The sequence below is a fragment of the Wolbachia endosymbiont (group A) of Melitta haemorrhoidalis genome, assembly GCF_964273365.1.
GTDB lineage: Bacteria > Pseudomonadota > Alphaproteobacteria > Rickettsiales > Anaplasmataceae > Wolbachia > Wolbachia pipientis.
Genome location: NZ_OZ187004.1, coordinates 58,048 through 75,896 on the forward strand (window position 1 = coordinate 58,048; position 17,849 = coordinate 75,896).

Below are 17,849 nucleotides of genomic sequence, written 5' to 3' on the forward strand. Positions count from 1 at the left end.
TGTGAAAGAACAAAAATGCTTATTTGTAACCATAGCTGGCTTACCAAATGCTGGGAAGTCTACATTAATTAACAGCATCATAGGCAAGAAAATTGCAATTGTCACCCCTAAAGTGCAAACAACAAGGACGCAAATAAGGGGTGTTGCAACATGCAACAACACACAAATTGTCTTTACTGACTCCCCAGGAATTTTCTCAGCAGAAACAAAACTTGAAAAAGCTTTAGTCAAATCTGCATGGTCGGCAGTTAAGGATAGTGACATCACTTTGTTGCTTGTTGATGTAAGCAATTATTTGAAAAATATAGAAAGAATTAAGACTATATTTATGCGGCTGCAGCGCACAAAAGGCAGATGCATTTTGGTTATCAATAAAACTGATTTGGTAAAAAGGCCTGAATTAAAGATGGCGCATGAGCATCTGAATTTGCTTTATAAATTTGAAAAGGTTTTTATGATATCAGCATTAAAGAATGATGGACTTTCTGATTTGATGAATTACTTGTCTGAAGTTGCATCGGTGAGCCCCTGGTTTTATGAAGAAGATCAAATAACCGATTCCTCGACAAATTTTTTATCAGCAGAAATTACGAGAGAAAAATTATTCTTGAACTTGCGTGAAGAATTGCCATACTCTACAGCTGTTATAACTGAACAATTTGAGGAAAAAAAAGATAAGAGTTTAGTCATCAAACAGATCATATTTGTGTTGAAAGATAGTCATAAAAAAATAGTACTAGGAAAAGATGGCAGTAATATTAAAAAAATTAATATCGAAGCGCGTGCTGAACTAGAAAAATTATTTGAGTGCAAGGTACACCTCTTTTTATTTGTGAAAGTGCGACCTTGGATCGACCGTCCGGAGGAGTATATAGGCAATGCTTAATTCTTTATTGGTATTTGATATTGAAACTATACCAGATGTAAATTCCTGCAAAAATTTACTCAATATTAGTGATGATAGTAGTGTAGAAGAGAAGAGGGATGCATTAACAAAATATCATCTCGAAATAACAAATGGGCAAAACTCTTTTCTGCGTCAGCCTTTTCACCTTGTTGTAGTTATTAGTTTTTTACTTTGCAATATAAGCTACCAGAGCGGTTATGAGGTGTTCACACTGCAAGAAATAAGATCTGGAGGCACACTAAATTCCAGTGAAAAGGAGCTAGTGAAAGGATTTTTTAACTACATATCAGAGAAAAAGCCAAGATTAGTTTCGTTCAACGGACGCACTTTTGATATACCAGTGCTGAAGTATCGTGCTATGGTCCATGGCATTCAAGCGGAATATTTTCATAAAGCTGGCGATAAGTGGAATAGTTACAATCAGAGATATAGCAGTGATTGGCATTGTGATTTGCTTGAATCCCTCTCTGATTTTGGAGCTTCTGCGAGAGTAAAAATGAACGAAGTTTGTGCAGCATTTAATCTTCCTGGTAAGATTGGAGTTGATGGGTCACAAGTTATGGACTTATACGATAGCGGCAAGATACAAGAGATTCGAGATTATTGTGAAACAGATGTAATTAACACTTATTTGATTTACTTAAGGTTCATGCATCATCAGGGAAGGATTACTACTGAAAGCTACAACAAAAGTGTGGAAGAGCTACTTTTAGAGTGCGAAAAAAAAGAATACCTAAAGAAATTTAAAGAAGAATGGCAAATAACTTGTGGTGGAAAAATTTTACTTCCATAGAATAAATAGTCGAGTTATAATGCACTAACAAGCGAACCTCTGTACTAAATTTTGGTTAATATACACGTTGAGCATATTAAGAAAGTTGCTTTTAAGGTATTGCATTTTACTTTTATTTTCGTTATAAGGTTGCTTTAAGTTGAATTTTCAACATTTTTATACTATTTACATTTAAGATATGATTTCGAAATTTTTTGGGGGCACTTCATGAAAAAGTCTATGTATACTAGAACTGCTCTAGTTTCTTTATTAACTTTATGTTCTTTCAGCAGTTTTGCAGCTGACTTTCCTGATGAGAGTATGAAGGAAATAAAAAAGCAAGAGAGCACAAAAACTTCTGGAAAAGTGGAAGTTATGAAAACATCAAATAAAAAACTGAAAGAAAAGATGGACAGAATATGTAATGCTGATCCAAGAAAAAAAGCTGAAGAGCTTAAGAAAAAAGAGGAGCTAAGATTAGCAGCCGAGCAGAAGAAAAAAGAGGAGATCAGGCTAGCAAATGAGAAAAAAGCAAAGCTTATAGAGGATTCAAAAGCGAAAGCTCTAAACGCTAAGAATTCTAATATAGAAAAAGGTAAAGTTTCAAAAACTAAGCGTTCTAAAACTAAGAATGCTAAAGTTGAAGCTAAAGATGTAAAGAAGGATATAAAAGTTGTTAACAAAAATACAGAGGAAAAAGGTAAGGCAAGTCCTGTTGTTTCAGTTGGTGGAGTTGATATTATCGATACCAATCAAGGGCAAAGTAATTTAAGAATAACTTTTGGTGGTGTTGTTGATGCTCAAGGTTATGGCAAAGCTGGACCAAGTGGCGCAGATTATAAACGTTATAACGTTATGCCAAACAGATCTACAGAGTATTATAATGCCACTCCAGATATAACAAGAGGAGCAAATCCAATATTCTATGAAGGAATAGGAAATATTGGTGATTACAGCAACGATATGGGTATGATTGCTGATGCAATATTGCACCTCAGAGCAGAAAATAAGAATGAAGATTTAGGTCTTCTTTATGGTGCTGACGTGCAGTTTCATGTTCCAGTGACCGAAGGTAAGGGAGCTTCACAGGGTGTTTATGCTGCAAAAGGCAGAAGTGCGCATGTGTTTGTTAACTCAAAATATGGTGACGTGAAGCTTGGTTACCAATTTGGTCCTGAGGCTCTGATGAGGCTTGATGCAACAAGAATTGCGACTGTTGACGGAGCTGCAGATAGTGACTGGTTCAGAAAAGTGAACTTAGAAGGAAGCGCTGCTAGCTTTCCATTTTATGTAACACCACGTCTTTACACTGAAAGTTTTTCGAGTGAAAGTGAAAAATTCTCTTTCCGCATGGCAGGGAAATATAACAAAGGCGTTATGACTACACTGCCATTTAGAGTTGCTTACTACTCACCAAATTATATGGGCGCAAGATTTGGTATCAGCTACTCACCTCGTTATGATAGTGGTTTGTTTACTGTAAAAGAAACAGTTTCAGAAGATAAAGGCGGTAAGATAGAACATAAGGAAACGATAAAGCATGTCGGCCCAGACTATGAGCACATAGTAAGTGCTGGTGCATCATATGAATATGACTTTGATAAACATAACATAAAAGTTAAAACTTCTGCAGTTGGTGAATATGGCTTTCCAAAGCAACCAAGTAAAGATAAGCATCTTTATAAGGAATTTGTGGAGTATAATGACCTGATGGGTGTTAATTTTGGTGTAAGCGCTGATTATAAGATTAATGAAGATCAAGGCGTAAAGTTTGCTGCCTCTTTTGCATACTTGGGCAAATCTGGTCAACCGAAGGGTATTAAAAAATTAATTGGTGATACCTATACGGAAATTGATAGTAAAGATGCTACTGATGGCAAAAGAGTGGAAGGGCTGAAAGCTCAATTTGGTAAAGATAGTATAGATACCATGTATTGGACTGTAGGAGCTGGGTATCAACATGAGAATATCTACACAAGTTTGACGTATTTTGGCAGCAGAATGAATGACAAAGATATGCTTCATGATGGTGCACTTGGCGTTCAATATGATCTGTCTCCTGCATGCAGTAAGAGCAAATTTGTTCCTTACGCAGCTCTCCATTATTTTATGACTAACGAAACAGGTAAGCTGAAAGATGAGTCTGATGCTGATGTACCTTCTAACCAAGGAATTCTCCTTCTTACTGGTGTGAAGTTTTCTTTCTAACCAGCCAGTACACACCACAGTTAACTGTGGTGTATTCTTGTCTGTTAGTGTTTATTTGTCGATCAAATAAACATATGGTGTCCTCTCTCCTGTCATCCCAGTGTGTGACACACAACTGTACGAACATTGTGATTTGAGGACACTCCACCAAGAAGGATGTCATCCCAGTGCCCAGACACTGGGATCCAGCTTTCCATGCAACTTCATCAAAAGCGTTTATTCAGCATAAGATCAGCCACTTTTTATGCTCACCAAATCAGTTTGCTTACTTACAAGCAAAATTTCCTGGATTCCAGTGTCAAGCACTGGAATGACACCCTATGGTCACCGGAATGACGCTTTATGGCTACTTAGATGATGAGAAAAGAACACACTGCCCTTATTCTACTGGCCGTATAGCTACTTTCAAATTTAATCAATTAAGCAGGAGGCCCCTATGCAAACCACACTAAAAAATCATTTAGCTGGAGAATTACTTACCACCGCTACGTGCTGGAAATTAAAGCTCGCAGGTGGAGAAGTAATGGGATTCACTGACTATGATGAAGATTTAAATATTGATAATATACTCTATAAATCTTCAAGTGGATTTACAGCCAGTAGTATAATATTAAACAGCGATTTGAAAACTGATAATCTAGAAATTGAAGGGATATTAAATAGTGCTGATATTAAAGAAGAAGATGTTTTATCAGGAAAGTACGACTTTGCAAATATTGAAATATTTCTTGTGAATTATAAAGACTTGACCCAGGGAACAATGAATCTACATTCAGGAATTTTTGGTAAAGTGACATTAAGTAGTGGAAGATTTATTGTTGAAATTAGAGGGCTTTCAGCAAAGCTTGAGAGAAGCATAGCAGAATTATACTCTCCTGCATGCAGAGCACAATTTTGCGATGATAAATGTAAAGCCGATACTAAAAAATTTAGTAAAATAAGTACAATCACTAAAGTAATAGACGAAAGAAGATTTGAAGACACGAATTTAACTGAGAGTGATGAATATTATAAGCACGGAGTAGTAAAATTCTTTGGCTCAATAGCGTTTGAAGGTGTAGTAAAAGAATATAAAAATAAAGTAGTTACGTTGTTTACTTCGCCTCCATACCAAATTTTTGCTGGAGATAAATATTCAATACTCGCAGGTTGCGGTAAAACATTTCCAACTTGCAGAAGCAAGTTTAACAATACTGTGAATTTTCGTGGTGAACCCTATATACCAGGTTTTTATATTGTTTAGCAGTACAATTTTCAATATTATGAATAAGCATGGAAAGGTGGCTGAGTGGTCTAAAGCACACGCTTGGAAAGCGTGCACATATGAAAATATGTCGGGGGTTCGAATCCCCCCTTTTCCGTATGTTACTTCTAGAATAGTATAAAACCCCCGGTCGCGCACACAACTGTACGAACATTGTAATATGGTACAATGTTACAACTATGCGGTGGTAATTTACGATAAATTCATGTAGCCATTTCAAATTTAGCCATACCAATGTCAGTAAATTGATTAAGCAAATAACACTTGAGTAGCAGTTCCTTCCCACGATTAATTTCAGATTTGTTCCGAAAATTAAACCCGAATGTTTGTTTCAGTCGCGAGAAAAAACTTTCTACATAAGATCTTTTTCCGTAGTTTGTTTGCCTTTTCCACCTCTTCATTCCATCTTCGCTGTATGACTTTATTAGTCTAATTGCAGCATTTCTCTCTGCCATACTTTGGATGCTCTGCTGCATTGTTTTTTTGGAGGAATTTTTGTCTTTATGCCGCATTCATCACACAATTTATAGAGTTTATGTCTGTCATATGCTCTGTCTGCATATAGTGCTTTTATGGCATGCTGAAAATTAACTCCTTTAAGTAAATCGCAAGCTCCATAGTGATCAGACCGTTACTGTATTTTGCAGCTATGGCTTTTTTGCTGTTTATATTCAACATTACATGCAATTTTCTTGTCTGTTCATAACCACGATATTTTCTGTCAGCGCTATTTTCCTTGCTGTGTGTTGTTATAAATGCTGATGCTTGTGCTATCTATGGCAATTTCGATATCTTCCATATTATTTTTATCAATTCTGCAATCATTGATCTTAATATTAAGTTTTTTTTGAAGCTTGCGAATAGCTGATAACTGCCAAATCTCTTCCTATTTGTTGCAAATATCCTTTTATAAACCCGACTGTTTGTCTTAAGCCAATTCTAAAAAGATTAACGATTATATGCACTAAAATCACAACTTTATCACTATAAATATAGTTGCCGCCCTGCATTTTTGGACTATTTTCATACCAATTTTCGATAGCTTTATCGATGTAACGAAAAATATTTCCTCTTTTTTCTAGAAATTTGTTATATTCATGGCAGTTACTAACTCTCATTTTTTGTGGCATATTTTTCCTTAAGCGGTTAAATGGCTATTTTATAATGAATTTTGTCAGTAGCCACCAGATTTTTTCAGTTGCGATGCAACAGAGCCATCCCAGTGTCAAGCACTGGGATGACAGGAAAAGAGGCTATTTGGATGACATCTTTCTTCTTGGTATAAATTACTTTTATATCTCAATGTTCGTACAGCTATGCACGTTGCCGCATAGTGGATGAGGTGTACTACCTCTAAGAGTATACATTATCTCACATAATAATATAATATTTCGTTCATAAATCAACGTTTTTAACATGCAGCAAGAACATTTCCGTTGTAATTAAGGTTCTTAAGATGTATATTAATGAATCTTGTTTTCAATAAATAATGAAAGTAATAATTGTCATGATAATGTTATTGTGTAGCAGTTACACAATGGCAAGCGAGAGAATAAGTCTAGTGGATAAAAAACTATCTCAAGGATATGTAGCTCCAGTGCTTACAGAAGATAGCGTTATTTTATCAGATAAGCACGGCGCTTTATATTCCTTTGATATTGATAACTCAAAGGCTATGAATTGGAAATTACACCTCTCACACAGAAAAAAAATTAGTAACATGAGCCTATTGCGTCACAGAGGAAACGTTTTCTTTATAGTGGATAACGTTCTACACACAATAGATGCAAAAACCGGCGAGATTCAGTGGGAAAAAGAATTGAGAGCTCCAGTAAGAGGGAAAGCAGCAGTAATAAACAATAAATTGGTAGTATTGACTATTGATAATTATCTGTACGTGTTTGATATAAAAGATGGCAGCTTCGTTTGGACTTATCAAAACGGCATCAATGAGGTTCGAGGTTTGTATTCCATATCGCCAGCAATTTCTAATGATAAAATAATAGCACCATTTTCAAATGGTGAGTTAATAGCTTTTAATGAAGACGGTAAAAAATTGTGGAGCCAAAAATTGGCTACAAACCTTTTGGATACACAGCTCACAGATGTAACTACTACACCGAGAGTGCTTGGCGATACTTTAATAGCTACAAATAATTCTTATATTTATAGCATTGACGTGAAATCAGGAAATATTTTATGGTCAAAGTCACTGCAAGTAAAAAGTGTATCAGACATTGAGTCATATTATAGTCCTCTTATTCCTGCAGAGAAACAAAAAGAAGGCGGAAGAATTTTTATAGTTACTAAAGACGATAAAATAATTGGCCTGGATATAAAAAATGGAGAAACAGTCTGGGCATCTGATTTAATAGAAAATACGCAATTGTTTGCTCCAATTATGCATGCCCATACACTGTGGGTGACAAGCAATAAAGGTTCAATGTTTGCTTTTCCGGGATCTGAAAGTGCAGGAAAGGTAGTCAAAGTACCTGGTAATGTGTTTCACACTCCAGTGTTTACTCGCAATAAGATATATGTAACAACTGAGGGAAAAGGTGTTTATTCTTTAGAAAATAGGTTTGTTTTTTATGACTGATTATGATTTAATTGTTATAGGTGGTGGCCCAGGAGGCTATAAGTGTGCTATCGCTGCTGCAAAACTTGGATTGAAAGTTGCCTGCATAGATAAAAATAGCATTTTTGGTGGTACGTGCCTGCGGGTTGGGTGCATACCCTCCAAAGCATTGCTCCATTCTTCCTATCAGTATGCTCACACGAAAAATGATCTGTCGAAGCTTGGCATAAAAATTAAGGACGCAAGTTTCGATTTAAAAGAAATGCTAGGCTATAAGGACGCCAGAGTTCAGGAACTTGGAAAAGGTATAGAATATCTGTTTAACCTTCACAAAATCACTAAAATCAATGGGCTTGGGAAAATTACTTCTTTTGATCAAGGCAATCTTGAAGTTTCAGTTGAAGGCAAGGCACTGAAAACAAAAAATATAGTAATTGCAACCGGTTCTGACGTTATTTCTCTGCCAGGAATTAATATCGATGAGAAAGACATTATTTCGTCTACTGGTGCATTATCTTTAACTGAAGTACCAAAAAAACTTGTCGTAATCGGAGCTGGGGCAATAGGGCTTGAAATGTCTTCTGTATGGAGGAGGCTAGGGTCTGAAGTCACTGTAGTAGAATTTTTTGACAGAATCGCTGCAGCAATGGATGGAGAATTAAGTAAGTCTCTACTTTCTAGTCTACAAAAACAAGGAATAAAATTTTTACTTAGCACTAAAGTTGAGGAGATAAAACAAAGTAGTAATTCTTTGAGTATGAAAGTTTGCTCTGTAAAAGATAATCAAACAAACACTATAGAGGCGGATAAGGTATTGGTGGCAGCAGGACGCAAACCATGCACTGAGAATCTTGGTATTGATGAAAAAATAGAAAAAGATAATCGCGGTTTCGTTCAAGTTAACAACAGATATGAAACTAATGTGAAAGGAATATTTGCTATTGGTGATGTGATTGGTGGAGCAATGCTTGCTCATAAAGCAGAGGAAGAAGGAGTGGCAGTTGCAGAGATAATAGCAGGACAGTCACCTCACGTTGATTATGGAATCATACCATCTGTCATTTACACTCACCCTGCGGTTTCTTCGATTGGTAAAACCGAAGAGGAACTCAAAAATGCTGGCCGTAAGTACAAAGTTGGTAAATGTCAATTTGCTGCAAACGGCAGAGCAAAAATCACTGATGATGCTGAAGGATTCGTGAAAGTGCTGACTTGTAGCAGAGCAGATACAATACTAGGTGTGCATATCATAGGAGCATACGCTGATACGCTAATCAACGAAGCAGCAGTTGCAATGGCATATGGCGCAGCAGCAGAGGATATATACAGAATTTGTCACTCTCATCCTGATATAAATGAAGCCTTTCGAGATGCGTGCATCGATGCTTTCTTTAAAAAATAATTGTGGACCTCGGTTCAATCATTGAAAAATGGTATGAGTGGCTGAGGTGCAACAGATCTTATTCACCAAACACTTTAGAGTCATACATGAGGGACTTGAAGGATCTTATAAGTTTCCTAAATACTCACATTGGTGGAGAAGTAAATGTTGGTACTCTGAAAAATTTAAGCATACCTGAGTTAAGAAGTTGGCTTACCTCTCGTTACGCAAGAGGTGTAAACGCAAGATCCAACACTCGAGCACTCTCAGTAATCAGAAATTTCTTCAAGTACATAAAAAATAACCACAATATAGACAATGAAGCTGTATTTTCCTTATCAAGGCCAATTCAGAGAAGAACTTTGCCCAAAGCATTATCAATACCTGATATAAAAACTTTATTGAAAGAAATGAAACTATCCGATCTGGGCGAATCTTGGGTGGTAAAAAGAGAAATTGCGATTATCGTCCTGCTATATAGTACAGGCTTAAGAATCAGCGAAGCGTTGAACCTTAGGGTTAGTGATATTAACAATGAAAGTTTAATAGTAACAGGTAAGGGAGATAAACAAAGGCAGGTATTCATTCTTCCGGTAGTAAAAAAGTGTATACAAGAATATGTAAAAGCCTGTCCTTATCTTGGCACTAATAATGAAACACAATATCTTTTTTTGGGAGTAAGAGGAAAAAAATTGGGAAGAACTTATGTGGCCAATCGTTTGCAAAAAATAAGGAGAATGTTAAATTTACCAGAAATTTTATCTCCACATGCATTTCGCCATAGTTTTGCTACTCATTTGCTTCAGGAAGATATTGACATAAGATCAATACAACAACTGCTTGGTCACTCAAGCCTGGAAACTACTCAAATTTACACTCACCTCAATTATCAAGATGTTTTTAACATGTACAAAAATTTTCAGCAGGGCCTGGAGAAGAAATCAAAACTTTAACTTCGTTCTAAACCACCAAGCTGAGTGCTTTCAACATCACTAAGTATTGTGTTTGCTTTATATAAACTACAACATCCTAATAAAAAAAAAGCCAGTGCAACTGCTGTAAAGAAAGCACTTATTATCCCTGGATAATCTTCTATTACTAAACATGCAACAACAGTATATACTCCAAGCAATATAAAACATGCAGAAGCGTAGTTGCTCAGTTTTCTACCAGAAGAAATTGCTTGCGAGGATTTTTCGTTTTTATTACTACGGAGCAGTCTATTTTCTGATGAAAGCCTATCTCTTTCTTCCCTTACTTGTTTCAAATCTCTTTTTAATCGTGAAATTTCGACAGTGTCGCTTGCTCTTCCATACACAATTCTATTAAGTCGAGTTACTTCACTATTTAGATCATTGATTTTTGTTTTTTGAGCCGATTTTTCCTGCCTTAAATCTTCTTCTAACTGTGAAATTTTGTTAATGCCTCTCGTTCTTTCGCGTACGACCCTATCCAGCTCTCGTTCTTTTTCTATGAGTTGAGCTTTCGTTCTTTCAAGTTCACCTTTAAGTTCTTGTATAACTTGCTCAGAACCTACCGGTATATCATTCGTACTTGCCAAAGGTTGTAATGTATTTGCAGGAAATTTTTCATTTAGATAATTTGTAATAGATTCGATTGGATTATTAACACCCCTCAATGCAGCAGTAACAATTGCATGACTCATGAAGCAATTATCTTCTACTAATTTTTTTACATCATCTAAATCTTTTTTATTAATAGTAGCGGTTAATCGCTCTGTAATGGCTTGTTCAATTATTTGCTTCACCCACGAATTTTGCTCTATAGCTTGTATTGGCTTTATTTGACTAAAATCTAGCTCTTTATGTTTTAAAAGTTTTGTCAATACTTCTTTGTTATCTGATGTTATTCCTTGTAAACATGATTGAATAATTAAGCTAAGCGGCGTTTCTATTTCTTCATTTCGGCTTCTTTTCCAGCAATTAGGGTTAAACTCTTGATTTAATGGTCTTTTCGCTTGGTAAATGTTTCTGCTAGAAAGAGCACCTAACAACTCGTTTGCTTTTTGTGCTTTTTTAAATTCTAATTTTATTACGCGCTCAAATCCTCTTGCAATACAATCTTCAGGGCTTTTATATTCATAATTTTTGATATCAGTTTTTATATCTGGGTGCGTGAGCAATATTTTTACCACATCTTTAGCCCCAACTTGACAAGCAATATGTAAAGCTGTGTCTTTGCGCATATTAGATGTTGTTATAAATTCTGATATTTCACTTTGTGTACTAGGATCATATCTCGTCCGTGTTGTAGACACAGATTGCTTACTCTGAGCATTAATATTGATACTTCTGTTTTGTATAAGCAATTTAGCCATTTTCTCTAACGTAGCCTGTCCATCACCGCTGACAGCGCAGACATTGACAATAGACATCAAAGGTGTCATGCCCTCCTTATCAAACGCATTAACATCCGCACCTTCTTTCAGAGCTTGTTTAAAAGCTTCCGGGTTTTCGTTATCAATAGCCTTAAATAACTTTTGTGTTGGTTCATCGAGCTGTCTTGAAGTTGTCTGATTATATCTATAACCATTAGTATTTATCCCATCCCCTCCATAAAGCATATTAAACCTACCTAATAATTTACTAATATAATTATGAAAAAGAAAAGGAAAATTGCAAGCGATTTATTCAAAATCCTAGAATTAACTACGACTCTAAAAACTTTTCTGCATCAAGCGCAGCCATGCATCCTGTTCCTGCTGCAACTACTGCCTGACGATATACCTTATCTTGAACATCACCTGCAGCAAACACTCCTGCCCTACTAGTTAAAGTTGTTCCAGGTTTTGTAATGATGTAACCCTGCTCATCCATTTCAACAAAGCCTTTAAAAATACCCGTATTTGGTGCATGCCCGATTGCAATGAACACTCCATCCACTTTTAATTCTTGGGTTTTATCGATCTCTGCTGATTTAATCGCAATACCAGCAACCCTTTTTGGATTTTCTTCTCCAAGAATCTGCTCTACGGTATGGTTCCACATTACTTTTATTTTATCATTTTTAAAGAGCCTATCTTGCATTACTTTTTCCGCTCTTAATTTATCACGCCTGTGTATTAATATCACTTCTTTGGCAAATCGAGTTAAAAATATTGCTTCTTCAACAGCAGTGTTTCCACCACCAATCACAGCTACAACTTTATTCCTAAAAAATGCACCATCGCAAGTCGCACAAGCTGAAACCCCATAACCCTGAAATTTCTTTTCACTTTCTAAACCAAGCCACTTCGCTTGCGCACCAGATGCAATGATAATTGCATCTGAATAGTAGTCATTGATATTACCAGAAGATCTAAATCTATACTCATTAAAGTCCTCAAGTTGTTCAACGCTTTTTATCTCATCATCTATTATTTTTGCTCCAACCTTTTCTGCATGAAACCTCATTTGCTCCATTAGTTCTGGACCCTGTATTGAAACAAAACCAGGATAGTTTTCAACATCTGTAGTAATTGTAAGCTGACCACCAGGCTGCATTCCCGTTACTACAATTGGCTCTAAGTTTGCACGTGCTGCATATATAGCGGCAGCATAACCCGCTGCCCCAGATCCAATAATAAGAACTTTTGTACTAAATTTATAATTCTTCACTGTATGAGTTTAGATAATCAGCTACTCCTTCATCGCTTGCCTGCATTGCTGGCTTACCTTTCTTCCACCCTGCTGGACATACTTCACCATGCTCCTCATTATGTTTAATTGCATCAACGATTCTAACGAATTCATCGATATTACGCCCTAAAGGCAAATCATTTATCGATTGATGACGTACAATAAATTTATCATCAATAACGAAAGTTGCTCTCAGCGCAATTGAGTCATCATATAAGACCCCATAGTCTCTTGATATAGACTTTTTGATATCAGACACTAAAGTGTAGCTAATCTCTCCAATACCACCATCATTAACTGGAGTGTTTCGCCATTTATAATGTGAAAATTTTGAATCTACACTTATTCCTATCACTTCAACACCACGCTTTGCAAACTCATTTATTCTATTATTGAGCGATATCAATTCAGTTGGGCAAACAAAAGTAAAATCAAGTGGATAGAAAAAAAGGACAGCATACTTATTTTTTATGCGCTTACTCAGACAGAAATCATCAACAATTTCTCCGTCAGAGAGAACAGATGAAGCAGTAAAATCGATAGCAGATTTTGTTACAAGATTCATAATTAACCTATTCTTTTAAAATAACTTTAATTTTACATCTTGATAAACTTATATGCAAGTTTTCTTTGGTTTTAGTCCTATAAAAACTTCCTAAAATAGCTCTTCTTTTTTACCGATAAGATACAATCCAGGTTGGAATACTGAGTTGGTGAGTATAAAATTCTACGTCATGCCACCGCGAACCGTCATACCGCCACGAACCGTCATACCGCGATTCATTCGCGGTATCTCTAGATCCCGCTAACAAGTAGTGGGATGACGGTTGTCGTTTAGCTATAAATGTTAAAAAATTTACCAAACAAAAAAAAGGCAAAAGAAGCCCCGTGGTTGGCTAATTACTTACATTATACTTTCAAGTATGGCGTTTTTTTATTCTAAACGTTTAATAACCGCGATTCAGTTGCTTTTAAGCCGCAACTAATCTAAATTATAAACATTAAGAAATTTACTAAACAGAAAAAAAGGCAAAAGAAACCCTAGGGTAGCTAGTTATTCACTATCCATTTTTTAAGTTGGCGTTTTTTTATGTTTTAAATGCTTTATAAGCGCATTTTAGCTTATATTAGGTAAAAACCTAGAAGTTTTATAAAGACATAAGGTGCACATAGTGCAAAAAATTAAACATGAGACGCCAGATACGTGAGTTTTTTTGTCATTTAATCTGTACAGAGAAGATAAATAAATAGCTTCAGTTTCATGATAAGGGAGTTGGCGGAGTTTGTCAAGTAAGTTTTTCGCTTCTGCGGGCTACTTGAATAACGGCTACAATGTTCATACAGCTATGTACATAGCTGGAACCCAAAAAAAGAACCAAGTAGCCAAGCTACTTGGATGACAGAAGGTAATATAAGAAGTCTATTGGCTCTCGTATACCTTAGTGAAACTTAACAAGTTTATCTATAGTTTTAGTGATGATTCTTGGAGTATCCGGAGAAACTGCTGAGCTCAGCCTATTTAGTCGCTCTATAGCAAACTCGCTGTTCTCATTTGTTATGAAATCACATAAAATATTTTCTATATCCTTAGAACCTGTCTTGAAAGGGAATAAAGAAAAGAGTATGATGAGGTAAGCAAAAAATAGGAGGGTAAATTGTATCCAAGTGATATAAGTGACAAGGAATGGGAAATTTTAGAGCCCTATGTTGCACAAGGAGCGATAGGACGACCAAGAAAACATAACATCAGAACAATTATTAATGCAATAAGGTATATAATGAGGGGTGGTTGCCAGTGGAGAATGCTACCAAAGGATTTTCCCCCATGGAAAACGGTGTATGACTATTTTATCAGGTGGCGTAATAATGGAAAATTGAAAAAAATACATGACATGCTAGTAAAAGAGGTAAGAAAAATGGTTGGTAAAAATGAAACACCTTCAGTAGGTATAATTGACAGTCAATCAGTGAAAACGACTCAAAAAGGGGATCAAGAGGATATGATGCCGGTAAAAAAATAAAGGGTAGAAAACGCCATATTATTGTAGATACACTAGGTCTTGTAATTACTGCAGAGGTACACAGCGCAAGCATTCAGGATCGTGATGGTGCTACCAATCTTTTTATTCAAGCTAAATGCAAAGCTCCAACATTACGTAAGTTTTTTGCTGATCAAGGATACAAAGGTAAATTACAAAATCGATGTTTGTTGGAAACTGGATGTTTGCTAATGATTACCAAGAAATTGGTTGATACAGGATTTCAGGTTATTCCTAAACGTTGGATTGTAGAACGAACCTTTGCTTGGCTTTCCAATTTTAGACGCATGAGCAAGGATTACGAGCATTCTCCTCTTACTTCAAAAAACAATATCTTATTTAATATGATTACTTCTATGCTTACTAAATTAGCTGCTTAACTCCTTTCAAGACAGGTTCTTAGTAACACTTTCATGCTTCCTCAGAGGATGATTATGTGGATACCTATTGATGGTTCTGATGCTAGAATACTCAACAAAAGCTTGATCCTTAAAAGCAAGTTGTCTCAATTTCTCTTTGAATTTTCCTTCTTCCTCTTTTGCTAAAAGGCGAGACTTTATCAGTGACTTTATAATCAAATTTATAGCTTGATGCATTTCAGAATGCACTATAACTTTAATGGTATTTTCTTCTGCTATACAATCATAAATACTTTTTTCGCTCTTTAGTGACTCTATTAATTTCTTGCTACTTTGTGAATTCAATTCCAAATTCTCCTCACTCATAGGAGTTATTATGAAGGTGTTCTTACTCACTCTGATGTTAAATTGTGGAGAGCCTTCAGAAAAGGAAAATGCTACATCCTTAAATTCAAGTGCATGATTGTATGCAGCAAAAAGGGTGTGTGCTATAACACTGCTGGGCACCTTCATTCCATGTTTACTCAGGTGGTTCAATACATTTTCAACCTCATGATATGTAAAGTCTGTATCTTTTAGCAATTCAACAACTTCTATGCCGTTGTGTTGTTTATACTCTATTCTCACTTCTTCTGTAAAAAGTGTTTTAGCTGCTATATGTTTATCAAGCACTGTGAAAATCTTGATGAAATTCTCTAAATCTTGTTTGTTAACTAATTCGATACTAATTAAGTTTCTGCTAATAATTGAAATATTTTTTGTCATTTTTTCCCACTAAAAAAACTCACTGAATGAATTGTATTTTTAATTCATTAAGAATTGTTCAAAGTGAGCATACTAGTTTTCATTTACGTATTACACGACAAAACAAGATAAAAAGTTACATAAAATCATCATGTGGTATAACACACTCTCCACATTCATCATTGCTGTTTGTGTAGGTTGTGACATCAGTGTGATTGTCATTATTATTTAGCATATCATCCAACTTTCCTTCTTTTTCAAGATCCATCAATTTGTCACACCCCCCAATGTGCTTATCGTTGATAAAAATCTGTGGAACTGTTCTAACGTTATACTTTGATTTTATGTCGTTAAATAGATCTGAGTTTTTGAGCACATCAATTTCTTCATACTTCACACCTTTTTTATCTAGTAAATCCTTTGCCCTTATGCAGTATGGACAGCCCTTCTTTACATATATCACAACATTTTTCACAATTTATCTCCGTAGCTTACTAAAATATAGTTATTATATATAAGAAACATGTAAAAACATCAAATTGTATGAAAATTATTTATAATTGTGAGCAAGGAATAGAAAATAATATAGCACTAACCTTCGGAAATTTCGATGGCATTCATTTAGGACACGAGTTTGCAATTTCTACTCTAAAGAAGGTAGCACAAGAAAGAGGATTACCCTCTGCAGTTTTAACTTTTGAGCCTCACCCATCAACTGTTTTATTTGGTAGAAACAATTTTAGGTTAATAGACCAAGAACAAAAAAAGGAACTAATCAGCAGCTATGGTATAGATTACTTATATATTATTAATTTTAATAGAGGTTTTTCTGAGGTTAGCTGCGATGACTTTATCAGTGAGATTTTAATAGATAAATATGGCGCTAAACACATAATTGTCGGAGAAAATTGCACTTTTGGTCATAAACGATTGGGTAATATATTAACTCTAGAGAAATATTCTGAAATATATGGATACTCTTTGACTAAATTAGAGCCATTAACAATTGACGGCAAAATTTGCTCTTCTTCTTCAATAAGGGAGTATGTACAAAGGGGCGAAATAGAAATTGCTAATAAATTGCTCGGCAGGCCTTATCAAGTTTCTGGTGTTGTGACAAAAGGTGCATGTAGAGGTAGAGAAATAGGATTTCCAACCATAAATATTCCTATAGAAGATTGCATGATAAAACCTAAGTTTGGCACATATTACGCTAGAGTGACTTTTCCTGATAGTAATCCAAATTGGTTATATGGAGTAGTCAATATTGGTATGAGACCTACTTTTAAGGATCTGAAAAAGCCTATAATAGAAATGCACATATTCGATTTTGATGAAGACGTATATAGTCATAAAGTCAATATACAACTTTTAAAATTCATAAGGTCAGAAAAAAAATTCCATAGTATTGAGGAGTTAACAAAACAGATAAATTATGATATACTTAAAGTTTATAGGTTAAAGGCAAATTTATGAAAAAGTTATGCTTAGTTGTTATATTAATTATAGTATTGATTGACCAAACGAGCAAATTGTACATAAACTCATTGATTGATGAAGGAGAATCAATTGAGATCGCTAGTTTTATAAAACTAGTTGAAGTTTGGAATTCAGGTATTAGTTTTGGAATGTGTAGCGCTTTACCACATGGCGGTTTCTTTTTTTCAGCATTTTCAATACTAATAATTGGTATACTTGCATATTTGATATACAAGTCTGACGATCAGTCAACTTACCTTGGTTTTTCTCTGATGATTGGTGGAGCAATCGGAAACGTAGTTGATAGGATCTATTGGGGAGCTGTATATGATTTCATATATTTTCATATTGATGATTGGTATTGGCCAGCCTTTAATTTAGCAGATTTATCTATAGTTTGTGGAATGTTTACATTGTTATATAAGTGGTATATATACGATATGCTTATTTCTAAACAAAATGAGGAATAAAATAATTGTT

At 35.3% G+C, this 17,849-nt stretch carries 19 protein-coding genes and 1 tRNA gene; 12 read left to right on the top strand and 8 right to left on the bottom strand.

From position 1 onward, the window contains the following. Position 1: 1 nt before the first annotated feature. The 6 genes from era to ACICPZ_RS00305 all read left to right on the top strand — a co-directional run bounded on the left by era (position 2) and on the right by ACICPZ_RS00305 (position 5,248). Complete coding sequence (era, locus tag ACICPZ_RS00280; protein WP_010082484.1) at positions 2 to 886, top strand: GTPase Era; 885 nt, start codon at positions 2 to 4, stop codon at positions 884 to 886. After that, the gene (locus ACICPZ_RS00285) at positions 879 to 1,700 is read left to right on the top strand and encodes a 3'-5' exonuclease (protein ID WP_006279435.1); all 822 of its coding nucleotides are present in this window, start codon (positions 879 to 881) and stop codon (positions 1,698 to 1,700) included. Before era ends, ACICPZ_RS00285 begins: the two co-directional genes overlap by 8 nt. Before the next feature lie 207 nt (positions 1,701 to 1,907). Continuing rightward, positions 1,908 to 3,887 carry a porin gene (locus ACICPZ_RS00290; protein WP_010962806.1) on the top strand — a complete coding sequence of 660 codons (1,980 nt, stop codon included), beginning with the start codon at positions 1,908 to 1,910 and terminating at the stop codon, positions 3,885 to 3,887. 156 nt (positions 3,888 to 4,043) lie between these two features. After that, complete coding sequence (locus ACICPZ_RS00295) at positions 4,044 to 4,223, top strand: hypothetical protein (RefSeq protein ID WP_155975174.1); 180 nt, start codon at positions 4,044 to 4,046, stop codon at positions 4,221 to 4,223. 100 nt (positions 4,224 to 4,323) lie between these two features. Beyond that, positions 4,324 to 5,130, top strand: coding sequence for a DUF2163 domain-containing protein (locus tag ACICPZ_RS00300; protein WP_395462123.1), 807 nt, complete (start codon positions 4,324 to 4,326; stop codon positions 5,128 to 5,130). Between the two features lie 31 nt (positions 5,131 to 5,161). Further along, a tRNA-Ser gene (locus tag ACICPZ_RS00305) sits at positions 5,162 to 5,248 on the top strand. Positions 5,249 to 5,354: 106 nt separating this feature from the next. Here the strand turns inward: ACICPZ_RS00305 and ACICPZ_RS00310 are convergent. The 3 genes from ACICPZ_RS00310 to ACICPZ_RS00320 form a co-directional block, all read right to left on the bottom strand. Beyond that, positions 5,355 to 5,606 (bottom strand): hypothetical protein, encoded by a 252-nt coding sequence (locus ACICPZ_RS00310; RefSeq protein WP_022626339.1) that lies wholly within the window; start codon positions 5,604 to 5,606, stop codon positions 5,355 to 5,357. Continuing rightward, entirely contained in the window at positions 5,576 to 5,725 is a 150-nt protein-coding gene (locus ACICPZ_RS00315; RefSeq protein WP_285520262.1) for a hypothetical protein, read from the bottom strand. The genes ACICPZ_RS00310 and ACICPZ_RS00315 overlap by 31 nt, the downstream gene beginning before the upstream one ends. A gap of 262 nt (positions 5,726 to 5,987) precedes the next feature. Beyond that, positions 5,988 to 6,281: a transposase gene (locus ACICPZ_RS00320; protein WP_080717625.1), complete on the bottom strand. Its 294-nt coding sequence runs from the start codon at positions 6,279 to 6,281 to the stop codon at positions 5,988 to 5,990. A 359-nt stretch (positions 6,282 to 6,640) separates the two neighbouring features. Here ACICPZ_RS00320 and ACICPZ_RS00325 point away from each other — a divergent pair, with 359 nt between their 5' ends. Genes ACICPZ_RS00325 through ACICPZ_RS00335 form a run of 3 tightly spaced genes read left to right on the top strand, consistent with a single transcriptional unit; the run spans position 6,641 to position 10,063 of the window. Beyond that, the gene (locus ACICPZ_RS00325; RefSeq protein WP_038228167.1) at positions 6,641 to 7,750 is read left to right on the top strand and encodes a PQQ-binding-like beta-propeller repeat protein; all 1,110 of its coding nucleotides are present in this window, start codon (positions 6,641 to 6,643) and stop codon (positions 7,748 to 7,750) included. Continuing rightward, positions 7,743 to 9,131: a dihydrolipoyl dehydrogenase gene (lpdA, locus tag ACICPZ_RS00330; protein WP_264374207.1), complete on the top strand. Its 1,389-nt coding sequence runs from the start codon at positions 7,743 to 7,745 to the stop codon at positions 9,129 to 9,131. Before ACICPZ_RS00325 ends, lpdA begins: the two co-directional genes overlap by 8 nt. Before the next feature lie 2 nt (positions 9,132 to 9,133). Next, a complete protein-coding gene (locus ACICPZ_RS00335; RefSeq protein ID WP_264374007.1) occupies positions 9,134 to 10,063 on the top strand; it encodes a tyrosine recombinase XerC in 930 nt (309 codons plus the stop codon). On the opposite strand, the gene ACICPZ_RS00340 is transcribed toward ACICPZ_RS00335, so the two are convergent. The 3 genes from ACICPZ_RS00340 to ACICPZ_RS00350 all read right to left on the bottom strand — a co-directional run bounded on the left by ACICPZ_RS00340 (position 10,060) and on the right by ACICPZ_RS00350 (position 13,313). Continuing rightward, positions 10,060 to 11,694, bottom strand: coding sequence for an ankyrin repeat domain-containing protein (locus ACICPZ_RS00340; protein WP_208571626.1), 1,635 nt, complete (start codon positions 11,692 to 11,694; stop codon positions 10,060 to 10,062). The two genes, ACICPZ_RS00335 and ACICPZ_RS00340, sit on opposite strands and share 4 nt — an antisense overlap. A gap of 85 nt (positions 11,695 to 11,779) precedes the next feature. Further along, a complete protein-coding gene (gene trxB / locus ACICPZ_RS00345; protein WP_010962814.1) occupies positions 11,780 to 12,727 on the bottom strand; it encodes a thioredoxin-disulfide reductase in 948 nt (315 codons plus the stop codon). Beyond that, positions 12,714 to 13,313 (bottom strand): peroxiredoxin, encoded by a 600-nt coding sequence (locus ACICPZ_RS00350; protein ID WP_012673206.1) that lies wholly within the window; start codon positions 13,311 to 13,313, stop codon positions 12,714 to 12,716. The genes trxB and ACICPZ_RS00350 overlap by 14 nt, the downstream gene beginning before the upstream one ends. A gap of 1,090 nt (positions 13,314 to 14,403) precedes the next feature. Here ACICPZ_RS00350 and ACICPZ_RS00355 point away from each other — a divergent pair. Further along, a protein-coding gene (locus ACICPZ_RS00355; protein ID WP_395462124.1) for an IS5 family transposase occupies positions 14,404 to 15,167 on the top strand; the annotation gives its coding sequence in 2 pieces (ribosomal slippage) (positions 14,404 to 14,758 and positions 14,758 to 15,167; 765 coding nt in all). A 6-nt stretch (positions 15,168 to 15,173) separates the two neighbouring features. On the opposite strand, the gene ACICPZ_RS00360 is transcribed toward ACICPZ_RS00355, so the two are convergent. Both ACICPZ_RS00360 and grxC read right to left on the bottom strand, forming a co-directional pair. Next, complete coding sequence (locus tag ACICPZ_RS00360) at positions 15,174 to 15,911, bottom strand: hypothetical protein (protein WP_395462125.1); 738 nt, start codon at positions 15,909 to 15,911, stop codon at positions 15,174 to 15,176. Positions 15,912 to 16,026: 115 nt separating this feature from the next. After that, positions 16,027 to 16,365 carry a glutaredoxin 3 gene (grxC, locus tag ACICPZ_RS00365; protein ID WP_007550037.1) on the bottom strand — a complete coding sequence of 113 codons (339 nt, stop codon included), beginning with the start codon at positions 16,363 to 16,365 and terminating at the stop codon, positions 16,027 to 16,029. A 68-nt stretch (positions 16,366 to 16,433) separates the two neighbouring features. Between grxC and ribF the strand changes: the two genes are divergently transcribed. Continuing rightward, on the top strand, positions 16,434 to 17,366 hold the full coding sequence (gene ribF, locus ACICPZ_RS00370) for a riboflavin biosynthesis protein RibF (protein ID WP_010082493.1): 933 nt from the start codon (positions 16,434 to 16,436) through the stop codon (positions 17,364 to 17,366). Next, entirely contained in the window at positions 17,363 to 17,839 is a 477-nt protein-coding gene (lspA, locus tag ACICPZ_RS00375; RefSeq protein ID WP_006279329.1) for a signal peptidase II, read from the top strand. The genes ribF and lspA overlap by 4 nt, the downstream gene beginning before the upstream one ends. Positions 17,840 to 17,849: the final 10 nt, after the last annotated feature.